Below are 12,773 nucleotides of genomic sequence, written 5' to 3'. Positions count from 1 at the left end.
ACCTACCGTGCCGTCGAGCCCGCCGCCCCGCCCGCCCTCACCTGTCGCGCGCCCGGCGGCCGTCGACGCGGCTCACGCGGCCTGAACGGCCGCCCCGACGGACCGTGGCCCTCACGTACGCGCCCCGGCGACTCGCACCGGGCGCTCCCGCGTTGCCTTCCGCGTGGTCACCACCGCGGCCACCACCGTCACGGCGAACGCCCCCGACACGGTGGTCGCCACCATGCCCCACGGCACCACCACGATCGCCGTCCCCGTCGCGGCCGCCGTGCTCCTGGCCGTACCGGCCATCCCCGCCGCCGCGACGAGACCGCCGAGCAGGAGGCCGATCGTGGTCACGGCACAGGCTTCGACGAGCGCCATCCGTACCACCTGCGGGCGTTCGAGGCCGCCGAGCCGGACGACCGCGAACTCGGTGCGGCGTTCGGCCGTGGCGATGACCAGCGCGTTGACCACGCCGATCAGGGCGTAGACACCCGCGAGTGCGAGCAGTACCGCGAAGATCTTGTCGTTGCCGTCCTGCTGTGCGTCGGCTCTGCCCCGCGCCCATCGCGCCACGGTGGTCGACTCGCCGAGACCCGCCGCGCGGATCCGCTTCGCGACCTCGGCGACGGACACGCCCGGCGCGACCGTCAGCACGGATTCCGCCGGCGCGGCGGCGACGAGATCGCCGGGCAGGGCCTCGCGCGGAATCAGGAACTCGTCGCCGATGTCCAGCGTTTCCGGCAGTACCGCGACCACCCGCAGGGTGCGCTCGTGCCCCGCGACGTCGACGCTCACCGTGTCGCCGACGCGCGGGGGACGGTAGCCCTCGGCGGGCACCGCGGAGCCGACGGCCACGGTGTCGCCGCGCAGGTCCGCCAGCGAGCCGGACGCGGGCGCGAGCGTACGGGCCCGTGCGTAGGCGGCCGGGTCGACGGCGATCACCCGCTCGTCGAACACGTGCGGCCGGGCGGCCCCGGCGCCGTCCCGGCGCACCTCGGCGGTCACCGGCACCGGTACGGTCAGCCGGGTCGACACGTCCGCGACGCCCGGGATCCCCGCCAGCCGCGCCGCCCGCGCGCCGTCCGCCGACGTGACGACGAGGTCGCCGCGGGTGAGTTGTTCCTGCTCGACACCGATCGACCGCGCCAATACCCCCAACGCGCCCGACAATCCGAGGACCAGCGAGACGAGGGTGATCAGCGGCGCCGCGACGGCCGCGTTGCGACGCGCGCCGTCGCGGATGTTCGCCTCGGCCAGCGCACCCAGCGCGCTGCGCCGCAAGATCAGTCCGAACACCCGTGCCACGAGCGGCACGACCAGCGGAGCGAGCGCCGACAGCGCCACCGCGCCGACGACCGCGAGCACCATCGCGATGGTGACCGCGCCGATCATGTCGGCGGCCTGCGCGCCGACGGCGAGCACGATCGACAGGGCGAGGCACGACAGGCCGACGCACCACCGGCCCGGCGTCATCACGCGGGCCGCCGCGCCGGTGTCGTGCATGGCCTCCAAGGGGCGGATGCGCCCCGCGCGCCGAGCCGCGTTCCACGAGCCGAGCAGGGCGATGCCGGTTCCGGTGGCGCCCGCGACGAGTACGGCCTTCCAGTCCCAGTACGTCGGTCGGAACCCGGCGGGCACGAAGCCGACGTGTTCGAGCAGTCGTGCCTGGACCCACGTGGCGATCAGCCCCAGCGGAGCGCCGCACAGCGCACCGACGACACCCAGCAGCAGCGACTCGGCCGCGAGCAACCGTCGCACCTGGCCGCGGCCGCCGCCCAACACGCGCAGTAGCGCGAGGTCCCGACGGCGCTGGGCGACCGCGAACGCGCAGGTCGAGCCGACGACGAAGGCCGCGAGGAACACCACGAGCGGGGCCTGAAGCCCCATCAGCATCGCCGCGCCGACGAAGCCTTCGCGCATCTCGTTGCGTTCGGCGTGCGGCAGGTCGGACGGGATGACCGGATCGGACACCGACATCAACACCAGCAGCGAGGCCTGGACGAGCGCGACGCCCAGCGCGATGGCCACCAGCGCGCCCGCGAACAACTGCTTGCGGTCGCGCAGCGTGCTCCAGGAGAGCGTGAACATCGGCTCACACCTCCAGCGACACGAGGCGATCGGCGATGCGCCGCGCGGACGGCCGCTCGATGCGATCGACCACCCGCCCGTCCGCGAGGAACACCACGGTGTCGGCGACCGCGGCGGCGACCGGATCGTGCGTGACCATGACGATCGTCTGTCCCGCGTCGTCGCACATGCCCCGCAACAGCCCCAACACGGTGCGGGCGGACGCCGAATCGAGCGCACCGGTCGGCTCGTCCGCGAACAGCACCCTGGGTCGGGTGACCATGGCCCGCGCCAGCGCGACGCGCTGCTGTTGCCCACCCGACAATTCGCGGGGGCGATGCCGTCCCCGGTCCGCGAGCCCGACGTCGGCGAGCGCGGACCGGATGTCCTCGCGCCGCACCCCGCGCCCCGCCAGCCGCAGCGGCAGCGCCACGTTCTGTTCGGCGGTCAGGGACGCGACCAGGTTGAAGTTCTGGAACACGAACCCGACCGTGCCGCGCCGCAGTCGGGTCAGGCGCCGGTCGTCCGCGTCGGTCAGGTCCTCACCGAGGAGGGTCACGCGGCCCGAGTCGAGCGTGTCGAGTCCGGCGGCGCAGTGCAGCAGCGTCGACTTGCCCGATCCCGACGGCCCCATCACCGCGACCCAGGCGCCGGCCGCGATCGACAGGTCCACACCGTCCAGCGCCCGCACCCGTGCGTCGCCGCTGCCGTACCCGCGCACCGCCTGCCGCATCTCCAGGACAGGTACATCGGGTCGCGCCGGAGCGGGCCGTACCGGCTCCGAACCTCTCGGCGCGTACTCCACTTTGCCACCCGTGCCGCCCACTTCGTCCTCCCGGCCCCGCTCGCCGCCACGGTTCGGGCGGTATGCGAAGTCCATCAACACGGGCGGTCGGGGGCACTCCGGGAGGCAGGCGGATCCCGGGTATCCCTAGGCATACCCGGGGTATCGACGGTCCGCGTCGCGGACGCTCCCACCGCGGTACTACCGGTGCGCGCCGTGCACGATCAGCGCCCAGGCCAGGCAGGCGAACGCCGCCGTGTGCAGGAACGCGCGGACGATGTTCCAGGTGACCCACTTGCCCTCGAAGTCCGCGCGGATCGCGGCCGATCGCCCGGTCCGGTCGGGATCACCGGCCTCCGCGAGTCGGTTGTTGAGGGGCACGTTGACGCCGGCGGTGACCACGAAGGCGACCAGGTACAGCGCGAGCGCCGCCAGCACCCAGGGCAACACGGGCCGACCCTGGTCGCGCCAGGCCTGGACGGTGGCCACACCGAGGAGCGGGATCGTGCCCATGAACGGAAGCATGAAGACCGGGTTGAGGATGGCCTTGTTGATGTCCCGCATCGCCTCGACGAACGTGTGGTCGGACGACCGGCCGAGACCCGGCATGACCGAGTAGGAGAAGGCGGCGAACAGCCCGGCCATCAGCCCCGCGGTGACAAGGGTGGTGAGCAGCACACCGGTCTGCAGGTGTTCCATGGCGCGTCCTCCTGGTTGCGAGTCATCTCGACGACGCGGCCACGAGGGCGTCGCCGCAGGTCAACCATCGGATCTCGGGTGGATCTTCGGCAACGGCCGTTTCCGCAAGGCGCGTTAACCTGACGGTTAACGTCACGGCCGCGGCCCGGGAAAGCGCAGGTCGGGTCGTACCGTCCGCGCCACCGCGCCTCAGACCGTGGCGGTGACCGAAGCGTCCCGGCGGACCGGCGTCATGGTGTCGGCACGGTTGAGCGGGACGAGGGCGACCCAGATCAGGGCGGCGCCGATCGGGAGGAGGTTCAGGTCGGCCATGATGGCCACGAAGCCCACGAGGACCAGCACCGGGGCAGCCGCCGAGGCGAGGCCGCGCCGGGGGCCGACGACCGCGTACCGCACGAACAGCGCGAGCAGGCCGAGCATGAAGAACACCGGTCCGATCTCGTAGAACGCCTGGGGGATCACGGCGGGGACGTCGGCGTACCGGTCGGACAACGCGCTCTTCTCGGCCGCGTCGGCCGCCTTCAGCCCGACGACGATGTCGACGACGGCGACGCGGACGAAGGCGGCCAGCCCGACGGCGGCCACGGTGGTGAGCGCGTCGGCGGTGATCCTGCGGGCCCGACCGCCACCTCCGGCGTCGAGGATCCGGCGTCGCAGTCCCGCGATGACCACGCCGTACAGGAGCAGGGACCCGAGGAAGAGCAGGTGGCCGATGGTCCAGGCGGGGCCGGGACCGTGCTGCCCGTCGATGCCGTCGACGAGACGCACGACACCGTAGGCGCCCATGAGGGCGGGGGCGAGGTGGAAGGCGGTCCTGGTCATGAGCGATTCTCCCGGGATTCGGAACGGGTGTTTCCCATGTCCTCAATCCTCTGGAGAACGACGGTCCCGCAGATCGCCGCGGCCGGTGATCTCCGGATATGGCCGGCGCGGGGGAGAAGCGACGCCCGGCTCCCCCGCGCGACCGATGGCCCGCCACCCGTCGCCCCGGTAGGCCCGTCCGAAGGCCCGTCAGGCCGGCTCGATCAGCCGGGTTTCGTACGCGGCGATGACGGCCTGGACCCGGTCGCGGAGCCCGAGCTTGGACAGCACGTTGCTCACGTGCGTCTTGACCGTGTGCTCGCTGACGACCATGGCGGTGGCGATCTCCGCGTTCGACAGACCACGGCCCAGCATGCGCAGGGTCTCGCGTTCGCGCGCGGTCAGCACGGCCAGGCGCTCGGACTCGGTCGCCCCGGCGCGCGGCCGGTTGCGGGTGATGTCCGAGATGAGCCGCCGGGTGACGGCGGGCGCCAGCAGCGACTCCCCTGCGGCGACCACCCGCACCGCGTGCACGAGATCGTCCCGCCGCACATCCTTGAGCAGGAAGCCGCTCGCCCCCGCGTAGAGGGCGTCGTAGACGTAGTCGTCCCGGCCGAACGTCGTGAGCATGATCGCGCGGGCCGGGGTCTCGGCGCACACGATCTTCGCGGCCTCGATGCCGTCCAGGCCCGGCATACGGATGTCGAGCAGGACCACATCGGGGACGTGCTCGCGGACGGCGGCGACGGCGGCGGTGCCGTCCGCCGCCTCGCCCACGACCTCGATGTCGGGCTGCGCGTCCAGGATCATCGCGAAGCCGCTGCGCACCAACTCCTGGTCGTCGGCGAGTACCACGCGGATCACGAGGCCACCGCCGAGGTCGGGGTGTAGGGCAGACGCGCGTGTACGCGGAACCCGCCTTCGGGCAGCGGGCCGGAATCGGCCGTTCCGCCGCAGGCGAGGGCACGTTCGCGGATGCCGATCAGGCCGTCGCCGCCGCGCCGCCACCCTGCGGCATTCGCTTCGCCGCCGCCCCTGCCGTCGTCGGTCACAGTGATCTCCAGTTCGTCGCCGGTCCAGCTCAGCCGTACCTCCGCCGTGGAGGCGCCGGCGTGCTTGACCGTATTGGTGAGGGCTTCCTGGACTATGCGGTACGCGGCCAGGTCCGCGTCGGCGGGCAGGTCGCGACGGTCCCCTTCGACGACGAGTCGCACCTGGACGTGAGTACGGTCGACGTGCTCGATGAGCTGGGCGATCGTGTCGACGGTCGGCTGGGGCGCGCGGGTACCGATGTCCTGCTCCTGATCGTCCTTGAGGACGCCCAGCATGCGGCGCAGTTGCTCCATCGCGTCGCGTCCGGCCTCCGCGATCGCGTCGAAGGAGCGTTCGGCCCGGTCGGGGTCCGTTCGCACCACGACGGGCCCGGCCTCCGCCTGGACGATCATGATGCTGACCGCGTGCGCGAGGATGTCGTGCATGTCGCGGGCGATACTCGCGCGCTCCTCGGCCGCAGCCCGCGCCGCCTCGGCCTCACGCTCACGCTCCAACTGGGCGGACCGCTCCACCAACGCATCCGACCTCTCCCGAGCCGCCCGGGCGAGCATGCCCATGAGGAACGCCATGACGGGCAGGAGCAGCGTGAACATGAACTGCCCCGCGTCGTTGTCCTTGACCAGCAGCGCGCCGAACGGGGTGGTGGCGGTGAGCGTGCCGATGAACCCCCAACGCTGCCACCGATGCCGCCCACGATCGGCCAACGTGTAGATGGCCACCAACGCCCCGTACTGCAACGTCTGCCCGGGCCGATCATGCAACGACACGGCGGTGGCGAAGAAGGCGACGATCAACGTGACCGCGAACGGCGCCCGCCGCCGCCAGATCAACGGCACGACCGTGCCGAGATTGACCACGAAGCCGAGCGGCGTCACATCGGGCGCGGTCGCGAACGGAACGAACACCGGCGCGGCAACCGCCCCCGCGACCAGCACATCCAAAAGCCGACTGTCGCCACACACGGCGCGCAGACGCGCGGCACTACCGCCGAACCAAGCTGACATCCAGTCAGTATGTGGGCGGAGCCCACCACCGAGCCTCGGTCGCGCGAGTGGTTCACCGCCGGACGCGGGATGTCAGGGCCGCCATACGCTGCGGAGGAGGGTGCAAGCTGGGTTGGTGGACGGGTGTCCAAGACGGCCGAACTCAAGGGGTGTCGGGCGTCCGCAGCGGTTCGGGGCGGCGGCGACGACGGATGAGCAGCGCCGCGGCAACCAGGAGCGCGCCGACCACACCCATCACGATGGGCAGAGTGGTACCGACGAGCACGATCAGGTCGTGGCCGTCACGGGCGTCGTTCGCGGCGGCTTTCACGGACCCGGGGGTCTGTTGGTAGAAAACGTCGGAGACCGGCAGCAGCGGGAGGAAGGCGCCGCCGCTCGGGGCGATGACTCCGGCCACGCGCTGCTGGGACCGCTGCGTGTCGATCACGATGCCGGTCTCGGGGGCGATCCAGAAAGTATCCGCACTCGCCAGCGTGTAGGCGAGCGGCACCGGATCGCTCAATGTGGGCAACAGCGCCGCCAATTGCTCCTTGGCGGCGGGCGGTAGGGTCCCGAGCTGGGCGACCAGGGCCAGGGTGGCCTTGGGGACGGCCGGCGGCAGACCGGCGAGCACTTGGGCGTCGGTGATCCGAGTGGGCTGCAGGTGCGCCTCGTACACGTAGGTGCCGAGTCCCGACCTGTTCTCCGTGCGTGTGTAGGTCAGCGGGGTCGTGCTCCCGGTTTCCGGCCGCCAGCCGGTGTACGTCCGCTTCTTCGCGCCGAGCGGCCAACTCACCGTCAGGCCCTGGGCCTCGACCACCGTCCAGTCCGCCGGATGGCTGCCTGCCGGTTCGAGCGTCTTGCGGTCGACGGCGTATTTCCAGTCCGTCTTCTCGACCCGATTGCCTGCGGCGGTCGTCGTCCGGGCATCGCTGACCAGGGCCGTGTTGCCCGAGGTCGCCTCGACCTTCACGGTCCGCTCGATGGCCAGGGGGACGTCTCGTTTGACGGCTGTCGCAAGGCTGCCCTTCGCCACCTCCTGGGCGTCGAGCAGAGTCCTGAAACTGCCGATGTAGGACCGCTTGGCGTCGGTGTCGTCGGGGAGTCGAACCACATAATTCGGCGTGATGACGTACGCGAGCACGAACGCGCAGGCGATCAGGATCAGCCCCACCGCGACAGCGACACCGCGGAGCACCGTGTTCGTCCGCATGACGGGCTCTCCCACTGAACTGGTTCTCGAACATGCTCGTGACCGGGCCCGTGTGCCCCGAACGCCCCACCACGACGCCTGTGGCCTGCCATCCGGGTGACGCCGCTGACAGCGCCCCCCATCGGACCCCGCCGGCACATTCACAACCGACACCCTCGAGCCCACGGTCGACGCCGGCCGGGCCGGCGCGGATGCGGCGGCCGTTCGAGGAAGTCGTCGCGAGCCGCACCGTGTACCGAGACGACGTCAGCCCCGATCGGCGAACCGATCGGGGCTGACGTTTTGCCTGTTCGGGCCGGCGGAGGATATGGGGTTCTCGGTCCCGCGCCCTACGACTCGGTGGTGCTGCGGGCGGTCTGTGGCAGCTCTGGGATGAAGGGGCGTACAGCGCCACTGCCGGCGGGTGAAGGCGGCCGCCGCGCCCAGCGGGTCGAGTCTCCCCATGCCCGCCGCGGACAATCCCACGCCGGTACACGCGAGAGCGCATCCGGCTCGGTCACGTCGCCTGGGCGAGTCGGACGGCGTCGGGGCCGGCTGGGAAGCGCAGTCGGCCGGTCGTGTCGTGGGCGGCGCGCCAGACCGTCTCGGCGACATCGCTCTCCTGGGTGAACAGATCCTGGCCGGTGAAGTCGGCCATGGCCTTCCTTGCGAACGGCGCGTAGGGCGGTGGGACCAGCTCGTCCAGCGGCCCGCCGTCCATGGCCTTGCCCGCGAAGTTCGTCGTCAGACAGGCGCCCGGCTGGACCGTCTTGGCCCGTACGCCGAAGGGTGCGAGTTCGAGCGCGAGGGACGAAGTGAACCCCTCGACGGCCGCCTTGCTCGCCTTGTAGACGGCCGAGAGGGGCATGTCGCCCAGCACCACGCTGGAGGTCACGTTGACCACCACGCCGGATCCGCGCTCGCGGAACTGGGGCAGCACCGCCTGGGTCGTGGCCATCACGCCGAACGTATTGGTCTCGAAGACCTCCCGCACGCGGGCCATCGGGGTGCCCTCGAACACGCTGATCGAGGGGACACCCGCGTTGTTGACCAGGGCGTCGATCGGCCCGGCGAGCTCGAGCGCGGCGGTGATCGTGTCGGGCTTGGTCACGTCCAGTTCGACGATGCGCAGCCGGTCCGACTCGGGCAGGACATCCGGGCGCCGGCCGCGCATCGTCGCGATGACGTTCCACCCCCGCGCGTGGAAGTGGAGGGCGGTCGCGCGGCCGTAGCCGGACGAGGTCCCGGTGATCAGAACAGTGTTCATGCTGTGCCCCTTGCGATGTGGTGGGATCCGCGGACCGGAATGTTCATTCCTGCTCAGCGGTGGTTTCAGTGATCCCATTGAATCGCTCTGAGCTGGGAAAACAGTAGAACTATCCTCGCCCCTCCTTGCACGATTCTCCCGTTCTGCCCAATCGTGCTTACAGCATGACGCTTGCCGGGGTGCGGGCGGCGTCCCGCAGGCGGACCGCGTCCCGGCCCGGGGGCGCGCCGAACCGGCGGCGATACTCGCGGCTGAACTGCGACGGGTTGTCGTAGCCGACGCGCCGGCCGACCCCGGCGACGTCGCCCGGGTGGGTGGCCAGCAGCAGTCGTGCCTCCTGGAGCCGGATCTGCTTCTGGAACTGGATGGGGCTCATCGCGGTCACCGCCTGGAAGTTGCGGTAGAACGCGGAGGCGCTCATGCCGGAGAGGCGGGCCACGTCCTCGACCCGGAAGGGCTCGGCGTAATGCTCACGGATCCAGCGTGCGGCACGTGAGACATGACTGAGACCGCTGTCGGCGATGCCCAGTTGGCGCACCGTCGCACCCTGCTCGCCGGTGATCACCCGCCACAGGATCTCGCGTTTGACCAGCGGGGCCAGTACGGCGCGGTCGCGGGGTTCGTCGAGCAGGCGCAGCAGCCGGACCACCGCGTCCAGGAGGGCGGGCGGGGCGTTGCTGACGGCGATCCCCGATGGCGGGCCTCCGCCGGTGCGGGGCATGTCTCCGGGGCCGGCCCGCAGCAGGAGGTCGGCAACGGCGGACGGTTCGAGAACGAGCCCGAAGCCCAGGGCGGGGCGGCCGGGGTCGGCCTGGGTGAACTGTCCGGTGACCGGCAGGTCGACGGAGGCGACCAGGTACTGCCCCGGTCCGTACTCGTAGACCCGATCGCCCAGCGCGAGCCGTTTGGCGCCCTGGGCGATGACCGCCAGGACCGTGCCGGACATGGAGGGCGCGGGCGGGTCGGGCCGGTCGACCTTCGAGATCAGGACGCCGTCGACGGCGGTGGTCCAGTCGGGGCGGGCGTGCCGGGCCAGGAGCTCGCGGAACTCATCGAGGGACATGCGCCCATTTCAGCAGCAATGCGTGAAAGCACTCCCGGTTTCGCGAGGATCGTGCAAGAGCGGGAGAGGATCATTCTAACGTTTCCGCAGGTCAGAGGCATTGAATGGAGGAAGTCCACTCCACCGATACGAAGAAGGCTCCCCATGATTGCCAACTACGGATTCAACGCCACGCTGACCGCCGCTCCCGGGATGGGCGGCCGGCTGGTCGATCTGCTGTCGACCGGCCTCGACGAGGGCAGCCCCGGCGCGAGCGAGCACTGCGTCGTCTACCTGGTCTCGCGTTCCGCCTCCGACCCCGACGTCGTACACGTCACCGAGGGATGGACCAGCGAGGAAGACCACCACCGGACGTTCGCCGGTGAGGCCGCCCAGGCGATCGTGGCGCGGATCGGCGAACTACTGGCCAAGGAGCCGGAGAACACCGACTACGTCCCGGTCTGCGGCAAGGCCGCCTTCTAGGCCTCGGGGAGGCCGCCCCGGTGCTGCCGAGGCGGCCCTCGCTCCACCCGAAATCCCGCCCGAACGCCCCCGCACCACCCCGCGAAAGGCCGACGACCATGACCACAGCGCGCCCCGCCCTGGACCCCGAACTGCGCGACCTCCTCTCCGACATGCCGCTGATGCCCGAGCTCACCGTGGAATTGCTCGCACAACTGCGGCAGTACCCCTCGACGCCGGTCGAGTCCCTGCTCGCCGACCGGCGGGTCGACCGACGCGAGGTCACCGTGCCCGCCAAGGACGGCACTGCGATACCCCTGTCGGTCTTCACCCCCGGCAGCGCCGACCGCACCACCGCCGCGCCCTGCGTGTACTGGATCCACGGCGGCGGAATGGTGATGGGCGACCGTTTCTCGCAGATCGACATCCCGCTGGAGTGGCTCGACGAGTTCGGCGCGGTCGTGGTGTCCGTGGACTACCGACTGGCGCCCGAGGCCACCGGCACCGTCCCCGTCGACGACTGCTACCAGGGACTGCTCTGGGTCGCCGAACACGCCGAGGAACTGGGCGTCGATCCCGCCCGGATCATCGTCGCGGGAGCCAGCGCGGGCGGCGGCCTGGCGGCCGGCGTCACCCTGCTGGCCCGCGACCTCGGCACTCCGGCGATCGCCGCGCAGATACTGACCTGCCCCATGCTCGACCACCGCAACACCAGCACCTCCAGCCTCCAGTACTCCGGCGGCCCCGGCGTCTGGACCCGCGAGATGAACGACTTCGGCTGGCGCTGCGTTCTCGGCGACCTCACCGATGACGACGTGCCCGCGTACGTCTCGCCCTCGCTGGCCGACGATCTCTCGAACCTGCCGACCACCTACATCGACACCGGCTCCGCCGAAGTGTTCCGCGACGAGGACACCGACTACGCCACCCGGATCTGGGCGGCCGGCGGACAGGCCGAACTCCACGTCTGGGCAGGCGGTTTCCACGGCTTCGACGCCCTGTACCCGCAGGCGCACATCTCGGCCACGGCCCGCCGCACCCGCACCGCCTGGCTCGCCCGGCTCTTACACACCACATGACGCCGCAACCCGCGATGCCCCCGGCACACCCGACGCCGACTCGGCACACGAAGCCCGGGAACGGGAGCGAGGCGCTGATGCGCCGCAACCGAGACCAGAACCGAGACCGACAACGACGTTGCCCCCCGGTCGCAGGGCGACCGGGGGGCAACGTTTTGCCTGTTCAGGCTGGCGGAGGATACGAGATTCGAACTCGTGAGGGGGTGAACCCAACACGCTTTCCAATTGCTCATCTGCCCGTTCGACTGGGGCTACTGGCGTTCTGACCTGCGACGGAGCACTCGGCTGCCGGTGTTGTGAACGCTGCCGGACGCCCACGAATGCAACCAGAACTGCAACCAGAGCTTCGGGCATCGCAGGGTGGGTGTGGAGTTCGGTCAGCAACCGCCAGCCGTGCCAACTGTTAATCAGATTGCGTGGCTCCCTCAGACTGAGCGGGCGTATGAGCCCTGTCGTCGTCGGCCAACCCGGTGATCAGGCACGAGCCCGGCACGCGGACGCTACGCCCGCCGTGGCCAAAGCGGTGGGCGACTCGATTCGTTCGGCCGGAAAACCTCGGACCTGTGCCTACGCCCCTTCGGTGTCAAGTCCTTGGCGCAACCATGTGCGCAAGCGTTCGGCGCCCTCGGGGTCTTCCGCGTCGTCCCGCAGTGTGACCAGAACCGTCAATTTCAGTGTGTCTCCTGCGTCAGCGGCCTGACGTGCGAGGCGTTCGGCGACTTCACCGTTGCCTATCTGTTCTCGCAACGTGTCCATGTGCCACCGAATCAGTGTGCTTCCAGCGTCGGCAGCTTCCCGGATCAAGCGTTCCACGCCGTCGTGGTCGCTATCGTGGTCTCGGAGGGCGATCAGCAGGTCCAGTGGGCCGGTGTTTCCGGCGTTGACGGCTTCGCGAACCAGACGTTCCGCCCTCTCGTGGTCGCCCTTTCGCTCCCGTCGGGTAATCAGCAACGTCAGTGGGCCCGTGTTTCCGGTGTCGAAGGCTTCGCGAACCAGACGTTCCACGCCGTCGTGGTCGCTCTCGTGGTCTCGGAGGGCGATCAGCAGGTCCAGTGGGTCGGTGTTTCCGGTGTCGATGGCTTCGCGAACCAGACGTTCCGCCCCATGGCGGTCGCCTTGTCGCTCCCGCAAGGTGATCAGCAGGCCGAGTGGTTCGGTGTTTCCTATTTCGAAGGCTTCGCGAACCAGACGTTCCGCCCCTTCGTGGTCACCTTGTCGCTCCCGTAAGGTGATCAGCAGCGTCAGTGGGTCGGTGTTTCCTGTTTCGATGGCTTCGCGAACCAGACGTTCCGCCCCATGGCGGTCGCCTTGTCGCTCCCGCAAGGTGATCAGCAGGCCGAGTGGTTCGGTGTTTCCTAT

Annotated in this window: 11 protein-coding genes and 1 pseudogene; 2 read left to right on the top strand and 10 right to left on the bottom strand. The window is 70.5% G+C overall.

Annotated elements, in window-relative coordinates:
- Positions 1–111: 111 nt before the first annotated feature.
- The 9 genes from ACFRCG_RS38470 to ACFRCG_RS38430 form a co-directional block, all read right to left on the bottom strand.
- Entirely contained in the window at positions 112–2,073 is a 1,962-nt protein-coding gene (locus ACFRCG_RS38470; protein ID WP_380040276.1) for an FtsX-like permease family protein, read from the bottom strand.
- A 4-nt stretch (positions 2,074–2,077) separates the two neighbouring features.
- Positions 2,078–2,785, bottom strand: coding sequence for an ABC transporter ATP-binding protein (locus ACFRCG_RS38465; protein ID WP_380040324.1), 708 nt, complete (start codon positions 2,783–2,785; stop codon positions 2,078–2,080).
- A 252-nt stretch (positions 2,786–3,037) separates the two neighbouring features.
- Positions 3,038–3,535 (bottom strand): DUF1772 domain-containing protein, encoded by a 498-nt coding sequence (locus ACFRCG_RS38460; RefSeq protein ID WP_380040274.1) that lies wholly within the window; start codon positions 3,533–3,535, stop codon positions 3,038–3,040.
- A 189-nt stretch (positions 3,536–3,724) separates the two neighbouring features.
- Positions 3,725–4,357: a hypothetical protein gene (locus tag ACFRCG_RS38455; RefSeq protein WP_380040272.1), complete on the bottom strand. Its 633-nt coding sequence runs from the start codon at positions 4,355–4,357 to the stop codon at positions 3,725–3,727.
- A gap of 189 nt (positions 4,358–4,546) precedes the next feature.
- A complete protein-coding gene (locus ACFRCG_RS38450; protein ID WP_380040322.1) occupies positions 4,547–5,146 on the bottom strand; it encodes a response regulator in 600 nt (199 codons plus the stop codon).
- Between the two features lie 50 nt (positions 5,147–5,196).
- Positions 5,197–6,393, bottom strand: a complete 1,197-nt coding sequence (locus tag ACFRCG_RS38445) for a sensor histidine kinase (RefSeq protein WP_380040270.1) — start codon at positions 6,391–6,393, stop codon at positions 5,197–5,199.
- Positions 6,394–6,535: 142 nt separating this feature from the next.
- A complete protein-coding gene (locus ACFRCG_RS38440; protein ID WP_380040268.1) occupies positions 6,536–7,585 on the bottom strand; it encodes a porin PorA family protein in 1,050 nt (349 codons plus the stop codon).
- Positions 7,586–8,081: 496 nt separating this feature from the next.
- Positions 8,082–8,831: an SDR family oxidoreductase gene (locus tag ACFRCG_RS38435; protein ID WP_380040266.1), complete on the bottom strand. Its 750-nt coding sequence runs from the start codon at positions 8,829–8,831 to the stop codon at positions 8,082–8,084.
- A 157-nt stretch (positions 8,832–8,988) separates the two neighbouring features.
- A complete protein-coding gene (locus ACFRCG_RS38430) occupies positions 8,989–9,894 on the bottom strand; it encodes an AraC family transcriptional regulator N-terminal domain-containing protein (protein ID WP_380040264.1) in 906 nt (301 codons plus the stop codon).
- Between the two features lie 144 nt (positions 9,895–10,038).
- On the opposite strand from ACFRCG_RS38430, the gene ACFRCG_RS38425 reads away from it, so the two are divergent.
- Positions 10,039–10,356 (top strand): putative quinol monooxygenase, encoded by a 318-nt coding sequence (locus ACFRCG_RS38425; RefSeq protein WP_380040262.1) that lies wholly within the window; start codon positions 10,039–10,041, stop codon positions 10,354–10,356.
- A 98-nt stretch (positions 10,357–10,454) separates the two neighbouring features.
- Positions 10,455–11,414: an alpha/beta hydrolase gene (locus ACFRCG_RS38420; protein WP_380040260.1), complete on the top strand. Its 960-nt coding sequence runs from the start codon at positions 10,455–10,457 to the stop codon at positions 11,412–11,414.
- A 567-nt stretch (positions 11,415–11,981) separates the two neighbouring features.
- Here the strand turns inward: ACFRCG_RS38420 and ACFRCG_RS38415 are convergent.
- Positions 11,982–12,773: pseudogene (locus ACFRCG_RS38415) on the bottom strand (hypothetical protein); the annotation flags it as partial.

Source organism: Embleya sp. NPDC056575 (assembly GCF_042793325.1).
Taxonomy (GTDB): domain Bacteria; phylum Actinomycetota; class Actinomycetes; order Streptomycetales; family Streptomycetaceae; genus Embleya.
This window is presented reverse-complemented; position numbering and strand designations above follow the sequence as displayed.

Excerpts from the sequence above, each read along its gene's own strand:
- ACFRCG_RS38430 (WP_380040264.1), bottom strand. The coding sequence starts at position 9,894 with ATGTCCCTCGATGAGTTCCGCGAGCTCCTGGCCCGGCACGCCCGCCCC.
- ACFRCG_RS38455 (WP_380040272.1), bottom strand. The coding sequence starts at position 4,357 with ATGACCAGGACCGCCTTCCACCTCGCCCCCGCCCTCATGGGCGCCTAC.
- ACFRCG_RS38440 (WP_380040268.1), bottom strand. The coding sequence starts at position 7,585 with ATGCGGACGAACACGGTGCTCCGCGGTGTCGCTGTCGCGGTGGGGCTG.
- ACFRCG_RS38460 (WP_380040274.1), bottom strand. The coding sequence starts at position 3,535 with ATGGAACACCTGCAGACCGGTGTGCTGCTCACCACCCTTGTCACCGCG.
- ACFRCG_RS38425 (WP_380040262.1), top strand. The coding sequence starts at position 10,039 with ATGATTGCCAACTACGGATTCAACGCCACGCTGACCGCCGCTCCCGGG.
- ACFRCG_RS38445 (WP_380040270.1), bottom strand. The coding sequence starts at position 6,393 with ATGTCAGCTTGGTTCGGCGGTAGTGCCGCGCGTCTGCGCGCCGTGTGT.
- ACFRCG_RS38420 (WP_380040260.1), top strand. The coding sequence starts at position 10,455 with ATGACCACAGCGCGCCCCGCCCTGGACCCCGAACTGCGCGACCTCCTC.
- ACFRCG_RS38435 (WP_380040266.1), bottom strand. The coding sequence starts at position 8,831 with ATGAACACTGTTCTGATCACCGGGACCTCGTCCGGCTACGGCCGCGCG.
- ACFRCG_RS38470 (WP_380040276.1), bottom strand. The coding sequence starts at position 2,073 with ATGTTCACGCTCTCCTGGAGCACGCTGCGCGACCGCAAGCAGTTGTTC.
- ACFRCG_RS38450 (WP_380040322.1), bottom strand. The coding sequence starts at position 5,146 with ATGATCCTGGACGCGCAGCCCGACATCGAGGTCGTGGGCGAGGCGGCG.
- ACFRCG_RS38465 (WP_380040324.1), bottom strand. The coding sequence starts at position 2,785 with ATGCGGCAGGCGGTGCGCGGGTACGGCAGCGGCGACGCACGGGTGCGG.